Here is a 14626-nt window from a genome sequence, read left to right on the forward strand (position 1 = left end):
CAATTTAAGAGCATCCCCACAGGCATCCCGACAAAAGCCGCTACGCTTAACAGAAAGATCAACCTCCGGGAGCAGATATGAAAGAAGTGGGCGAAGAAAAGATTGGCGAGAGCAATGAGGAAATTGAAATTGAAAGCGAGGAGAAAGCGCGCGGCGAGAAAATAGAAATTGATGAAGATCGCCTGCCTTCCCGCGCGATGGCCATCCACGAGCATATCCGCCAGGACGGTGAAAAAGAGATGGAGCGCGATGCCATGGCCCTCTTCTGGTCAGCTATCGCCGCTGGGCTCTCAATGGGCGCATCTCTGCTCGCCAAAGGGATATTTCATGTTCAGCTGGAAGGCGTACCCGGCGGATTTTTACTCGAGAATCTCGGCTATACCTTCGGCTTTGTGATTGTCATTATGGCCCGCCAGCAGCTGTTTACCGAGAACACGGTGACCGCCGTTCTGCCGGTAATGCAAAACCCTACCCTCGGCAACTTCGGTTTATTGATGCGTCTGTGGAGCGTCGTCCTGCTGGGTAATATCATCGGCACAGGCATCGCGGCCTGGGCGTTTGAATACATGCCGATCTTTGATGAACCCACCCGGGACGCGTTTGTAAAAATCGGCATGGATGTGATGAAAAACACGCCGGTGGAGATGTTCTCGAATGCCATCATCTCCGGCTGGATCATCGCCACAATGGTCTGGATGTTTCCTTCTGCAGGAAGTGCCAAAATTGTGGTGATTATATTGATGACCTGGCTGATTGCGCTGGCTGATACCACGCATATCGTGGTCGGTACCGTTGAAATACTGTATCTGGTCTTTAACGGTACGCTTCACTGGAGCGATTTTTTCTGGCCGTTCGCCCTACCGACGCTGGCGGGTAACATCTGCGGCGGAACGTTTATCTTCGCACTGTTAAGCCATGCCCAAATCCGTAACGACATGTCGAACAAACGCAAAGCTGAGCTTAAGGCACGGGAAAATGATGATAAATCGACAAAAAAATCGTCCTGAATGGTGACTCTTTGAGCAGTCAGGCGGCGATGCGCTTAACGCATAGTGTAAATAAGGCTATACTCGTGCCGCCTCGTCCCCTTAGTTAAATGGATATAACGAGCCCCTCCTAAGGGCTAGTTGCAGGTTCGATTCCTGCAGGGGACACTTTGACCTCCACGCGTTGTTGAACACATTCGCCTGTCCACCGCAGAATTCACTGCGAAGAAGAATCCCGTTTTATTTGAGCGTAACGCGTTGACAGCTGTTTAAGACGCAACTCCAGCTGGGTCTTTTCAGCTTCAGGAAGCACACCTCCTGCGGGATGCTGTGACAGGCGTCTGAGTTGTTCTTCAGCCGGTATTGTTTGGTTAAATGACTGTATAGTCGAAAAAACCACCGATTTAAGCTCACTCACGGTGATATATTTTCCCTTTTGCTCATCCAGACTACTCAGCCGAAGGCTCAGTTGCTGAAGCTTCATCATTCCCTGGTACCAGCTGTTCATGGCCTCAGCAGGCAACGCTGCCGCGTTAAATTTTTGCTGCCACTGCACGGCAAGCGGCTTTGCCTCCTCTGGCCGCACCGTCTGGAGTTGCGCTAACAGCTGAAGGCTGTAGGAAATATTCCAGTCAGGGGGCAGCTTATCCAGTCGGGCAAGCTGCTGCTGCGTTTCTGTAATAAACGTGGGCGGTAAAGTGCCTCGCTGTGCTAACGCCTCTTGCTGAGCAGGTGTAAGCGCTTCAGGTAACGGCGCCAGCGAGGCAACAGCCTGAGTCGTTAAGGGATCGGGTCTGGACAGAAAGCCCCCTCCCCACGCCGCGGCGAGGCTGACCACCAGCATAGAACACATCCCGGCGACAAAAGGCTTCCATGGTCTGACCGCCCCGTGCGCTGTCGTAAGCCCCTCTGCATCAGGCTGATTCTCCGGCTGCACAACATAGACCCATTTCACGTCGTCAACCGGTTCTGCCCTTTCCTGAGGTAATTCGCAACCGGGCATCATGCGTGCATTCCGATCTAATGCGTCATTACTGCTTTCCAGCCGTTCAGCATTCGAACGTATCATTGTTCGTAACGTATCGAACTGGCTTAGGTGTTTCAGTTCAAGACGCTGGAGCACCGCACTCAGCCGGGTAAGCAACGTTTCAGCACTGTAAAGCTCACTTAGATGGCTGTTGTTGAGTGGAAGCATACGCATGCGCTGCTGCAGTCGCTGGCTCAGGCCGGTAAGGATCTCCAGACGCGTATGTAACGTCTTCGGCCAGAAAACGTCCCACTGATGGCTAATCAGGGCCTCCAGAATCGCCAGCCCTTCGTTCAGGCCAGCCAATCCAGACAGGTGAGTCCGGGCAAGGGTGTACCAGGCCGCAGTCTGCAACTCCACACCGTTTTGTTCAAACAGAGAGAGACAGCGTTTTTCGACATATTGCCAGTTTACATCCGGGCGAGCAGGATGCGTCAGCTTGCTGAGTTCATCGCGGAGAGCAGCGTAATCTGGCAGCGTGCGCGGGTCGCCGCCGGTTTTTAACGTTATATGTGTGGTCATCCTGGAGGGCCTGCATATCCGTGTGGATAATTTCGTCAGTTGATGTGAGGGGCTATTTTGCGTTTAAAAGTGCAATGACTCAGAAATATCGCTATGGCAGCAGCGCTAAAATCAGACCGAAAAACACACCTTCATCCCATCGTTGTCCGGACCGGGATGAGGTATCAGGGGGAGTAAAGATCCAGCCATTTGCGTTCCCCACCCGCATGAACAGGCGTCCTTGAGAAATCACCTTGTCCCCGGAACAGAAAGTCACCTCGACACAACCGGCGACGCCCTGTCCATACAGAAAGATCGGCATAAAGTTGACCGCCCGGCTGTCATAGCGCAAAACGATACCGGAAATCTCAAATGCCCCGCCCTCCACCAGCAGATCCGGAACGGATACGGTCAGTGGCTCCACATTCAGTCCCGTATCCGTCAGCCACGCGTCCATTTGCTCCTGAAGCTGGGCCATTCGCTGGCGAAACTCTGCAATATCAGCCTGACTCTTGCTGATGGCAGGAACAGGTGAAAGTTGGCGTGCCTGCAACTTCTTCAGGAACTGTAATTTTACAGACATGATGTTATCGGACCTTATATACGGAGAGTGGTGTCGAGATACTGCTGTTGCCTGAGATGCCTTAACAGAACCCGTCCTTCGGGCATAAATTCAGTCCCGTAGCGCACCAGGCCAATCCCTTTAAGTTCAGCATCAATGGCATAGCGCAGTTCGCCGGGGACGTTTTGTTCCAGCAGGACAACGGTTATTTTTTTCAGACGCGGTTCATACTTGAGCAGGACGGCAGACAAAGTGCCCATCAGTTCATGGGCCGTTCCCGGCATGCCCTGCAGGATTTTGGTCATATCCGGCAGGCCGTAGTCAGGCAGATGCGCCAGCGTGCCGGCACGACAGTTGAGGATACGCTGCATGTTATCCAGTACCGAGAGGATGACCTGATTTTCCTCACTGACCTGGTTGAGATTGAGGCCACCTGTAAAATTTCCCGTTAACATTTCATACAGCGAAGGCGTGTTATGTCCGTAGGGCATCAGTCGTCCTTAAGCGGTTGCAGCGTCAGAGAGTTATCACCTGCTTCCAGGATACGTGGTTTATCCGGATCCAGGTCACTGCGTTTGATAACCTGCTTCCAGGCGTTGTTGTCCATATCCGGATGGCGGAACAGCCCTACCACCGCGACAAACTGCGCCTTTTCTTCCATTGGCATATCAAGGTTTGCATCGCCACCCGGTTTCACCACGACATCACGAATGGCCAGCATGTCGTCTTTCAGAATGGTGCTATCATCCTGAAGCAACTGCTGATACACCGTCTTATCAAAGGTTTTGCGGTCTTTGAGCTGGTAAACCCTTATCACCACCGGCTGAGACAGCGAGTTACTTTCACGGGAGTCGGTGTTCAGCGCCTCACGTGCGGTGAAATCCAGATGCAGGATTTTAATTTTTTTATAGAACACAGAATTGAACGCCGATCTGGTACCGTCGGTGACGCTCTGCGTTACCCCACAGCCCGTCAGAGTGAGTGCTATCAGCGGCATCAGCCAACGCGTAGTCTTAATTAAACTTGTACGTAACACGTCTGTTTCCTTGTTGTGTTTTTGCAGGCTCCAGGCCACTGTAATAACCCAGCTCTGTCGTAAAGGTCTCAGGAATATCATCCGGAAGGCTATCATCATCAGCGCCCAGCACGCCGTTCAGCCCCAGCCAGAAAGGATTTTCTCCCAGCGGTGGAACGGCCAGCAGACGTACGGAAGTGGTCAGGGTAATTCTGGCTTTAAACCGCCAGCCCAGATATACCCGTAGCATTACCAGAAAATCCAGGTACAACTGGCCATCCGGTTTCCAGCCCTGCGCTTCCTGTTCGTTGTCCGTTGCGAGAGCAACCAGCAGTTGGCTGCCGGCATCCATCGCTTCGTCACCCAGAGGCGTATTGCCATCAAGCAGAAACTCTTCGTCACCGTAAAAACCCAGCGGCCTGTCAATCTCTACAGACCGGAGACAATACGGACTCACCTGCACCGTCGTATCGGGGGCCAGCAGGCGCACCAGTGCCTGCATCCCTTCCTGAGTTTTGCCCGGCTGCTGCAGCACACCCAGTAGTGCCAGAAAGCGGGACACTGGCGTGGCTATATGATTCGCAGTGCCCGGTATTCCCAGACCAACCAGACCCAATAACGACTGCGAAATGCTGTCGGTCCCTCCGGGCTCAAACGTGGCCGGATACGAGTATTTACGCCAGACGCGGTAAAACTGCGTCAGGATGCGATGACTGAAAATATCCAGGAACCCCTGCAGCGCCTCATGTCCCTCCCGGCGCTGGGAAATGTCATCGAGATAGGCGGTCGGTAGAGGCGAATCAACACCGTACATCCCCATAAAGGTCGTGCGGATAAGCGGTGGCCTGCTGTCATCATCCTCGTCATACTCGACAGCCTTCAGTTCACTGGCCGGGAACCCCATTCCAGGGTGCGGCGCAAAGCGTACCGGGTCATCCGCCGGATGGCTGGTAGAGCCCATCAGCGGCCTGTCCGGATGGCGCTTCTCCAGTAGCTGGCATAAACGATAAAAGTTGATGCGGTGAAGATCGGCCTCCAGCCGCGGGGTCAGCCGGGAATGCGGCGGTTGTGCTTCTCTTCCCATTCCAGGCGCTCTCCGGTCGGTTGCAGAATAATAATCAGGCGGTTAAACAGATAGATATCGGTGTACAGTGCAAAGAAGCGGCTCAGCATCTCGCCGAACAGACAGATATCGCCGCGCCCGGCAAAGCCGTTGCTCTCAAGCGTCACCTCAATCTGCACCCCGCGCACCAGATATCCCTGCTCAAAGCGTTCCGTTTCACTGTGCTTCACATCGATAATCGCCTCCAGACGACGACGGTTCATCTCGCTGTCAGTCCACTCGTACAGCGCCAGCGTGCCGCGCAGCACGTCGGCATTGTCCATCATCGACAGGAAGCCGCTGCCGAGATGGCTCAGCACACGCCAGTGAAAGCGATCCTGTGCCGGGGGATAACAAGGCAGCGTCGGCGCACACAGGTTGCGCACGGCGATACTGGCTGAAGTGGTTTTCATCACTGTATCGAGCACGGTACTTTGCAACGCTCTGCGAGGTAGTTGGCCATTGGTGCCGGTTAGCGTCAGCGACAGGCTTTCATCCTCCGGCACCGTGTGGTTATCAAACGCTTCCCCGCCGAGGATAAGCCAGGTGTTATGCAACCCCGACGGGCCACGGCGCACGCGGGTGTGGTAGTAATATTCCGGGGCTTCATGGCGCATCATTCCGCCCTTGTGGCGGAAGCTTGAAAATGGCACGTAGGTATGCTGGCTCGATGACATCACCGAATCCACCGCATATATCTCGGTGTGGCCATCCTGCACGCGCATCGGGCGCAGCATGTATTCGGTCTGCAGGGAATTGAGCGTCAGCGGATCGGATTCCAGCGGGAACAGGTTAATCACCGGCACACAGTTCAGGCGCAGATGCTTTTCGGTAAAGCTGAAATCATGCTCCCAGCGTTCTACCAGCACCACGTCGATTTCAAACCATGGGAGCTCAGCCGGAAAGGCCACGGTCTCCAGCCCACGCAGCCCCGTGAACATGAATTTTTCACGAAAGGTGAAGTACTCCAGCAGCAGTTGATAGCCGCTAAAGCTGCTGCTTCCCTTCGGCCACAGGACGTCATCATCGCCAAAGCCCAGCGCGGTGAAATACCCGTCGAGCGGTCTTCTGTCCATGTCGCCCGGCATTCGCAGCCAGAGGCGAGCTGTATTCATGGTAAAGGCTTCATGCATTGCGCAGGCCAGCGGTGCATCCGCGTTGAAGTAGAGCGGGATCTGGCTGAGATCGATACGACTCCAGTCGGCAAGATGGCTGCAGTTAAAGCGCAGGCTGATAACCGAACGCCCGTCAGGGTCAGTCGACAGGCGGGCTTGCTCCAGCGACAACGGCAGGAGCTCGATCTCTTTGGTTGTGGTGTACCGACAACGCGTGGCCTTCTCGCCGATCGGCCGCGAGTTCACTTCGAAACCTTTGGCGATGCGCATCTGCTCTTTCATCTCGCGCCAGTCAGGGGTGAACTCCACCACCGACATCGACGGTATGGTGCGCAGATAATGCGGCCACAGCAGGCTGACCAGCCCTTCGGTCAGTTCAGGCAGGTCGTCATCGAGCTTTTCACGCAAGCGCCCCATCAGGAAGGCAAAGCCCTCGAACAGGCGTTCAACATACGGGTCGCGCGCTCCGGCTTTATCAAGGTTGAGCATTGCTGCCTGCTCGGGGTGAGCACGGGCAAACTCTTCGCCGGCTTCCAGTAGATAGCGCATTTCAGCGTCGTAGTAACGCAGGGTTAAGTCGTCCATAAAAAACCTGAATATAGGAATGTTAAAGGTAGCCAGGCGTTTTTATCCGCAAAGCACCGCACTACTTGCCGGGTCGAGCGCAATCAGACCGGCAAGAAGCTGGTCCATCTCAGGCTGAAGACGTGATTTATCGGTTTCACTGCGTGTAGCTTTCATGCGTAGCAGTCTGAGGCGACGGGATTTCACTTCAAATAACAGGGCCGGAGTCCACTGCGTGAGGGTGATTGACCGTGCGGCGCTATCGAGCTCACCCAGCAGATGCAGGGCCAGCTCATTTTTACCCTTTTGCTCGGCTATGCGGGCCATCAGCAGGCGCAGCAGCCATTTGTCTTTTGTAGAGTCGCAACCAGGACGGGTCTGGAGCCAGTGAAGTGTGGCATCCAGACCGTCAGTGTCCGCTTTATCCAGCGCTTCCGGCTCGAGGAGCAGGATATCGTTATCTGTCTCACCAGCAGCATTGACCGGCTCATCCCGCCAGTTGGACAAATCGCCCAGCACGCTCTGATTTATCCAGTTGAGCGTGACCTCATCGGCAAACGGCGTTCCGTCATTAAAGGCCAGCGTTTCAAGTCCTGTGAGACGGCTCAGCAGCCCTTTCAGATCGGCGATGATGATATCGGCCAGCACATCGTGCCCCAATTTCACCAGAGCCTGGTGGATATACCACTGCAAATCCAGCCAGAGGTGATTAGCACCACGCGAGAAGGTGCTGTCCGCCTGCTCCAGTATCTCCAGCCAGCTCTGTTGCAGGTACAACCGTTTAAGCATGGCCCGCTGGTCAGCCCGCGGTGGTTCGATACGTGTTTTCCCTTCGGCATCCGGTGCAGGGATCGCTCTCAGCGTGTCATGGCGCAGGCTTTTCATCAGCCGGTGTGCGGCTAGCCAGCCATCAGGCTGCTCGCGCAGATATCCCGTCAGGGTACGGGCCTGGGCCAGCAAATCCTGACCGGAGGTGATGCGGTTCAGAACCGGCGCATCTGACTCGGTCGCATGCGTAAAGGGCTGTGACTGCGCCTTATTCCCTGCGTTCTGCGGTACCACGGCATCCACACCACCTGCCTTCATCAGGCGAGACTCCAGCCCGCTGTACAGGGCATTCAGCTCTGGCCGCGATGCTTCCGGCTCTGTCTCCAGACGGGTACTGATGAGCAGCAAGGCTCCGGCTGTACGCTGTGCACCCTCGCGGATGACCTCCGGGAACAGTGACAGACTGTCCAGGACACGGCTACCGGCGAGCCATTCCAGTGCAGCCTTGCGGCTTCGGTCCCGCTGCGGGTGAAGCTGCATGCCGTAGCGCTGCAATAATCCGGCAAGCAGTTCAAGCCCTTCGGCAAAGCCGGCTTCGCCATCCTGGTGCAGTCGCGCCCAGCAGTAATAGGTCGCAATACGGATGTCTTTGGCTGTGGTGGTCAGTAACTTTTCAGCAAGCGTGCATATCAGTTCGGTATCAATCCCAGAGAGCTTATTAACCTCTTCGCGGATACGCTGAAAATCATCATCATATCCCGGGTCTTCCCCTGTCGGACTGGCTACGCTTACCGGAGCAAGCCAGGGCTGCCAGTTATCCGTGCGCGTCTGCGCCTGTTCACGCAGCTGAGCATCGTCAGCCTGACAGGCGGTAACCAAATTCTGCAATGTGCTCATTATTCGACGCCCTCCATGTCATTGTTTTCCGTATTAGCCATCAGCGCCTGAGCGGTGGCCGCGCTGTCGACACTGAATATGTGATCCGGCAGCGTGAAACCACGCAGATCCAACAGCGCCAGCGGGCCTTTTCCGAGTTGTGAACGCAGCACCCACTGCAGGGTGCGACCATCCGGTGCGGTAAAGCTCATCATCCACTGGCTGCGATCCAGCTGCTGACGCTTGCTCAAGTCCAGCCAGCGGATAAAGCCCCATGTCCCGCTGTAATCCCCGAACAGACGCGCACCGGCGTTGACCGTGGTCCATGTCAGCATCGTTCCCGACTTGTAAGTCTCTCCCGGCCAGCGGAAGCTTTGCCAGTCGGCCATCTGGTTGAAGTAGTGCAGCTTTTGTCCATCAATGGTTAGCTGCGTCTCCACCACCTGTGGCACAGGACGCGCCTGCAGCTCAAAGCTGATGCCCTGACTGCCATCGGTGAACAGGATGTCTGACAGCTGGCTCAGCTGGTTAATGGCCCGCAGGAAGGCCGGGTTAAAGTTCAGTCCCTGGCTGTTGACCTTATCCGGTACCCACTGGCTACCCTCTTTGTGCAACACACCGTTGAGCTCTGTCGACAAGAAGCGCTCTATCCGTCCACTGTCCTTACGCACAAATTCAGCCAGCATCGGTAAAGAGGCATCGCTTTTGCTGGCAGCAAACGGGAAACGACCGTCAAAGGCAGTTTGCCAGTTCGCGACAACCGAACGGCTCCATTTGTCATTCAGACTGGCTGCCGACGGCTGAAGCACGGTCTCCCAGGCCTGGGTCAGCGGCTGCACAAACATTGTGCTGCCAAATCCGCTCCACTCCTCGCCAAGACTTGCCGAAATCAGGCTGCCGTATTGCTGAGTGTCGGTGAGGTCCACGCTTTTGCCCTGGAATACGGTCTGCGCCAGGGTCTGCATCATTGCCTGCGGGTCAGAAGCGCTGGCCACCTGCTGCAGTCGCAGACGCACGCGGGTGATACGGGTCAGATACGTCTGCAGACTCAGGGAGTTGTCCGCCGACATGACGTTACCACCTTTGTTTTTACCCAGAAGCTGTAGCAGCGGGCCAAAGGTATCGTCCAGCGGCCCCTGCGGCCCTGACGCAGACTGATCAATGGCAGGTTTATCTTTTCCACCGACGAGATCTTTAGCCGATTTGATGAGGGAGTCCGAAAGACCTTCGCTTTGCTGGCCTGTCTGTCCCTGCCAGGCAAGGGTATTCATCAGGGCAATCAGTGGCGACTGGCGGACATCGCTCATCAGCGTCAACTGGTCGGTAACGTCCGCAATATTGTTTGCCGGGTTCCAGTGCAGACTGTTGAGGAAATTCAACCAGCTGCCGGCAAAGTCAATGAAATAACGCTCTGTCAGGCGTGCTTTGAGCGCTTCCGGCGACAGATCCGCCGATACGGCTTTACGGGAATCACTCAGCACCCAGTCAATTTCATCCCGGCGGGAATTTGCAGCCTTTTCGATAGCCTGCTGAATGCCACCTTCCCAGGCCTGGCGGGTAAACATGCCCGGCACGACCTCCTCGGTAGTAAAAAGTCGACGCGCATCGGTACCGCTGGTCATGTCCTCCAGGGAGACATCGGCGAAGTTACGACGCACTGACTTGAGCATATTTTCATACAGTGTGCTTTCAGCGTTACGACGCCCAATTTGCTGCAGCAGCAACTGGCGACTCTGGCTGACCAGCTGCGCATCCGGTGTGATTTTCCACTGTGGCTGCTTAGGCAGTTCGGTGATGTAGAAGGCCCACAAATCCGGCGCCAGGCTTTGCCACAGACCGGTAGAAATACCCATTCGTGTCGGCTGCACGGTTTTCAGGGTCTGCGCATAAAACGCGCCGTCGACTTTATCCGGACGGGCCATCATCAGCCAGGCTTTAAGCTGGTCATAACCTGGCTTCGCCAGCTGTGCACGCTGGTCGCTGTTGGGGGCAGAGTTTGCCAATGCGCTGAGTTTTTGTGTCAGCGCCTGATTCGCCGGGTCGCGTATCAGGCGGTTGTTTGCCACGCCGTACCAGGGCAGCAACGCATCGAGCAGCTGCTGGTTATGGTCCAGACCGAAGCGCTGGTACCAGGGCGCTCCTTCCTGAATACGGTGCTGCAGGCGGCCGGCGTCATTACGTAGGGTATGCAGAGCCGTGAGCTGGTAATCCGATACGGAAGAATGCTCCACCAGCGCATGCGCCTGCTCGGCAACAGAGACTATCTGCATGCGGTTGATCGCGAACGACAGCAGTATTCCCGCTCCCCAGATACCGATGATAGTCATCAGTGTCCAGGCCAGCGTCTGTTCCCAGGCCATACCGACACGGCGGCCACGCACACGGATGCAGTCATCCACAATGCCCTGCCAGGTTACGGGCAGGGCGAAGGCATGGCGTTGTGATTCGGGGATATATTTCTCAGGTTCGGCTGTCCCCTCTGTAGTATGAACAGGGTAACTTTCCGGCAGGCTGAACATCAGACCACGCAACGGAACACGCTGCTGAGAGGCAGCCAACCATGGCACCAGTTGTTGAGTCCAGCGGGCGATACCGCCGTCTTTGAGGTACTGGCCCAGACGCAGCAGGAAATCGTGGCCGTTGTTCTCAGCGACCTGACTCACCCCCTGTATCCGCAATGCAGGCAGCATCAGCTCAAGCTGACGGGTAATATCCTCAGCTTTGGCACGCTGCGGGAAACGGGCTCCTACCGCCTGTTCAGTACGTTTTGCCTGCGACCATTTGCTGTCACACAGTTGCCATAGCCAGACCGGCGCGGAATAACGGAGCAATTCGCTGATTTTTTCCACCCCGCGTAAATCGTTGTCGCTAATCTGAGGGGTGAGATTAAGCGACTGCGGTACGACGCGAATTATTCCGTCCAGAGGACGACCGCGACGCAGTTTACGCAACGCGGTATATTTCTCCCGGCCAGGCTCTAATGCCAGGCTCCCGCCGTAAATCAGCACGGTGCGGTTGCCTTCAAGCCACTGGCTTTCCTGCAGGCCAGGTACCAATTGCTCTATAGCGGCTTCATTGCCAGTGACGAGCAGCAGGTGGACTTTGCGTCGCCAAAGGACGCCATAACGAAGATTAAGATGCTGTTTTAAATCGGTATAATCTCTGATGGTTGTGCTCACATCTGGAGTTGTTTTAGTTTCAGCACTTGAGGGTTCCGGTGGTAAATAAATGAGCTGTTTTTTTCTTTGCTTCCAGCGCCAATAAAAAGGAGAGCAAATAGTGCCTAAGAATAAAAAACCAAATACACCACCCCACACCGACCAAATTTGGCGATATGTCAGTCCATATTTAAGCAAGGCATCTTGATTAATAAATAGTAAAAACGCAGTTATACCCGCAAGGCCAACAATTAAAACAAGATAGCCCCAAAATCCATAACGTGCTGACTGTAATTCCTTTTCTTGGGTCATAAGTAAAGTTTCCGAGTAATCAAACAAAGCAGTCTGGACTGAGGTGATGCCTGAATAATTAATAATTGGTTAGCTTCAGTCTTTTGAGCCGCGTCAACCAACAATGCGAGTGAAACAGGGAATACCATTTCACCAGGGGGACCAAAAGAAAAATCAATCAAATTAAAAGGATGTTTCTCTGGAAGTTTCCACTGACATCGATCGGCATACTGAATCAGTTTTGAATTAATATCAGCAGGAATACCAGAAAGCCAGACATGGCGTAAATCACGCTTGTCAATTCGATTGTATTCAAAAAGCATATCTAAATCTTTTTCAATATTCTCATTATCCACAGGCATAACACGGCCTAATCCGGCAAGTACCGGTACAGCATGTTGTCTGGAAAAAGTTGAGGATGATAAAAGCTGGGCAGAGACCATTTCGCTGGATTGTTTCGATACACCTGCCAACCAGCATTGGAAACTAAGAACTAATATCAAACCATCAAAATTAACGTTATCGTGGAATTTTCCAATACACTCAACGGAACAATTTACTTCAGGAAGCAGATCCCATTGAGACAGAATAATCTGGCATACGTTCTTTTTGTCCCAACCAGAGGGTTGCAATACATAAATAGTATGCAAAAATTTCCGATAACCAGGATACTGTTGCTCAAGCTGTTTGTCGATCATATCAGACAAAACACGAAGGGAGCCCCAGGAATGTGACAACGACCTGACTTTATCTGGATATGCTGGAATATCAGACAGAGGTCCAAGAAAACTCGCGGCCCCGTTTTCCTCAGGAGTAAAGATAACATTACCAACCACTGACAACTGCTGTCGGCTCCAGTGCTGCCATAAAGCCTTAGTTCTATCAGTTTCTTCTTTCCAGGCAGAAAGAGCGCTCCTTGACTGCTCATAACGGTTTAGCGCTGCGCCAAAAATACATAACCATATGAAAAATGCCGGAAGTAGCAGGAAAAATACTATTTTAGTATATGCCTCCGTTCCCCACAAAGAAAAACCAAAAACAGAACAAACCATTAAAATAGAAATAAGAACAATCCCCCATCGCTTGTATGACAAGCTGGCAATTGTACTTTTTTTGGGTACTTTGGGGATAGGCCACATAATATCAAGACTCAATAGTATTTTCGATGTGAGAACTAATGACTCTGCATCCACAGGAACAGGCGCAGTTATTAACAACAACGTTCATCCCATTTTCTGACGCTCCGGGATCACCTTCTTTTATCGGATTAATTCCGTGTTCTGGACATGAAACCAAATCACCGACCAAGGCAACCTGAATACCATTGATAAACATTGTCGACGACGCGGTAATAACCTTTCCACCATGGGTGGTATCATCACCCAGGCAAACAATTCCAGGCATATCTTCCTCTTTTTTAAAAATTAATTTACGACAATATAATGGTTTGCGACCAAGACAGCGCCCCACTTAATTATTATCGATAAAATTTAATTTTCGCTGTATGAAAATACATAATCAAAACGCGCCGGGGCGCACGCGTACGCTACGGCTGATCGTGTCCCAGAAGGCGATAATTTCCTCCTTGCTGTAGGAGGTTGGCGGCATGGAATCATTCTCCAGGGTCAGAATAAAATTGGGAGTCTTGTAGCTGGCTGTCATTTCATTGATGAACATATCAAAGCCGTAACGTGGCTCGTCCTGAGATGCCTGTAAACCCGTTGCCAGAAACTCCTGGGCCTGCAGTCCGTTAATACTAAAGGCCCCTTTTCTTTCCACATGGCCACGGTACAAGTTACTCTCTATCTCACCTGCTCTCTCCAGCACCGTGTCTTTTTCTCGGGTGAAGTTATCGGTAGAAAGAATAACTCTGATATGTTCCAGTGTTTTACTTTCAAGCCCAACGGAGATATCTTCCCGTTCCCTTGCCGCCGGGTCGGTGGCAATAAACGCATGGGCGATACAGGAACCTGGTTTCGTCGGAATGACGTCATTATCCCTGCCGCTAATTCTCGCCATCAGCGACTGCATCTGGCTGACGTCACTTGCGACATAATCTTGAATTGGATCGCCATTTCGTTGTCTTTCATAACGTGAAGCTGAATCATTGACCGTTTGCTTCTGAAACTTGATAACCACACCATTGGTATAAATATATCCTTCCAGAATCCGCATTGCGTCCGCGGCCCCCCCGTTTTCATTCCGTTCAAAAATAACACCATCCATACCAGTGGGTAACGGCCAGACTTTTTTTAAAAACGGCATATCCTGTGCGTCTATGGTTTTACTGTTTTGTAGCGCCTTTTCACGTAATGCTATTAACTGCACAAAACCTGGGTGGTACATTTTCTTTGTCGCCAGATAGGTTTTATACATATCCTCAGGCCGGGAAATCACCGCCGCCCAGATATTGTCATCCAGCGGTGCAGCGTCATTATAAGCCGTAAAGGATGATGGCAGGTCGAGCATATAGCGCCCGACGCAGTAAGGTTTCATTTCAGCGTTTATTTTGTTCATGGTTACCTGCTGTGATGACGTCAGTGTCTGCGGTGATGGATTGTAAGGGCGAAAATACTGATATACCCCGAATCCCAGTGCGAACAAAACAGCAAAAATAATGACTTTCCGTTTTATTTTATCCATTGTATAGCCTCCCTGTTA

General features: G+C 53.1%; 12 protein-coding genes and 1 tRNA gene. 2 read left to right on the forward strand and 11 right to left on the reverse strand.

Annotated features, from left to right (window positions below; all coding sequences use genetic code 11):
• The first annotated feature begins 77 nt into the window (after window positions 1-77).
• On the forward strand, window positions 78-1007 hold the full coding sequence (locus ABFV38_RS15615; RefSeq protein ID WP_045908749.1) for a formate/nitrite transporter family protein: 930 nt from the start codon (window positions 78-80) through the stop codon (window positions 1005-1007).
• Window positions 1008-1082: 75 nt separating this feature from the next.
• Window positions 1083-1154 (forward strand) — tRNA-Arg (locus tag ABFV38_RS15620).
• Window positions 1155-1203: 49 nt separating this feature from the next.
• On the opposite strand, the gene ABFV38_RS15625 is transcribed toward ABFV38_RS15620, so the two are convergent.
• The 11 genes from ABFV38_RS15625 to ABFV38_RS15675 form a co-directional block, all read right to left on the reverse strand.
• Window positions 1204-2535, reverse strand: coding sequence for a VasL domain-containing protein (locus ABFV38_RS15625; RefSeq protein ID WP_348957533.1), 1332 nt, complete (start codon window positions 2533-2535; stop codon window positions 1204-1206).
• A 91-nt stretch (window positions 2536-2626) separates the two neighbouring features.
• Complete coding sequence (locus ABFV38_RS15630) at window positions 2627-3097, reverse strand: hypothetical protein (RefSeq protein WP_348957534.1); 471 nt, start codon at window positions 3095-3097, stop codon at window positions 2627-2629.
• 14 nt (window positions 3098-3111) lie between these two features.
• Entirely contained in the window at window positions 3112-3567 is a 456-nt protein-coding gene (gene tssE, locus ABFV38_RS15635; RefSeq protein ID WP_059355594.1) for a type VI secretion system baseplate subunit TssE, read from the reverse strand.
• On the reverse strand, window positions 3567-4112 hold the full coding sequence (tssJ, locus tag ABFV38_RS15640; RefSeq protein ID WP_045908753.1) for a type VI secretion system lipoprotein TssJ: 546 nt from the start codon (window positions 4110-4112) through the stop codon (window positions 3567-3569). The genes tssE and tssJ overlap by 1 nt, the downstream gene beginning before the upstream one ends.
• Complete coding sequence (gene tssG, locus ABFV38_RS15645) at window positions 4090-5175, reverse strand: type VI secretion system baseplate subunit TssG (RefSeq protein WP_348957535.1); 1086 nt, start codon at window positions 5173-5175, stop codon at window positions 4090-4092. The genes tssJ and tssG overlap by 23 nt, the downstream gene beginning before the upstream one ends.
• Window positions 5139-6893, reverse strand: coding sequence for a type VI secretion system baseplate subunit TssF (gene tssF / locus ABFV38_RS15650; RefSeq protein WP_348957536.1), 1755 nt, complete (start codon window positions 6891-6893; stop codon window positions 5139-5141). Before tssF ends, tssG begins: the two co-directional genes overlap by 37 nt.
• Window positions 6894-6935: 42 nt before the next feature.
• Entirely contained in the window at window positions 6936-8537 is a 1602-nt protein-coding gene (gene tssA / locus ABFV38_RS15655) for a type VI secretion system protein TssA (protein WP_348957537.1), read from the reverse strand.
• The gene (locus ABFV38_RS15660; protein WP_348957538.1) at window positions 8537-11986 is read right to left on the reverse strand and encodes an ImcF-related family protein; all 3450 of its coding nucleotides are present in this window, start codon (window positions 11984-11986) and stop codon (window positions 8537-8539) included. The genes tssA and ABFV38_RS15660 overlap by 1 nt, the downstream gene beginning before the upstream one ends.
• Window positions 11983-13119 carry a hypothetical protein gene (locus tag ABFV38_RS15665; protein ID WP_348957539.1) on the reverse strand — a complete coding sequence of 379 codons (1137 nt, stop codon included), beginning with the start codon at window positions 13117-13119 and terminating at the stop codon, window positions 11983-11985. Before ABFV38_RS15665 ends, ABFV38_RS15660 begins: the two co-directional genes overlap by 4 nt.
• The gene (locus ABFV38_RS15670) at window positions 13109-13369 is read right to left on the reverse strand and encodes a PAAR domain-containing protein (protein WP_072050499.1); all 261 of its coding nucleotides are present in this window, start codon (window positions 13367-13369) and stop codon (window positions 13109-13111) included. The genes ABFV38_RS15665 and ABFV38_RS15670 overlap by 11 nt, the downstream gene beginning before the upstream one ends.
• A gap of 114 nt (window positions 13370-13483) precedes the next feature.
• Window positions 13484-14608 (reverse strand): T6SS immunity protein Tli4 family protein, encoded by a 1125-nt coding sequence (locus ABFV38_RS15675; RefSeq protein WP_348957540.1) that lies wholly within the window; start codon window positions 14606-14608, stop codon window positions 13484-13486.
• Window positions 14609-14626 lie beyond the last annotated feature (18 nt).

Source organism: Enterobacter cloacae complex sp. Mu1197 (genome assembly GCF_040059225.1).
Classification (GTDB): Bacteria; Pseudomonadota; Gammaproteobacteria; order Enterobacterales; family Enterobacteriaceae; genus Enterobacter; species Enterobacter quasiroggenkampii.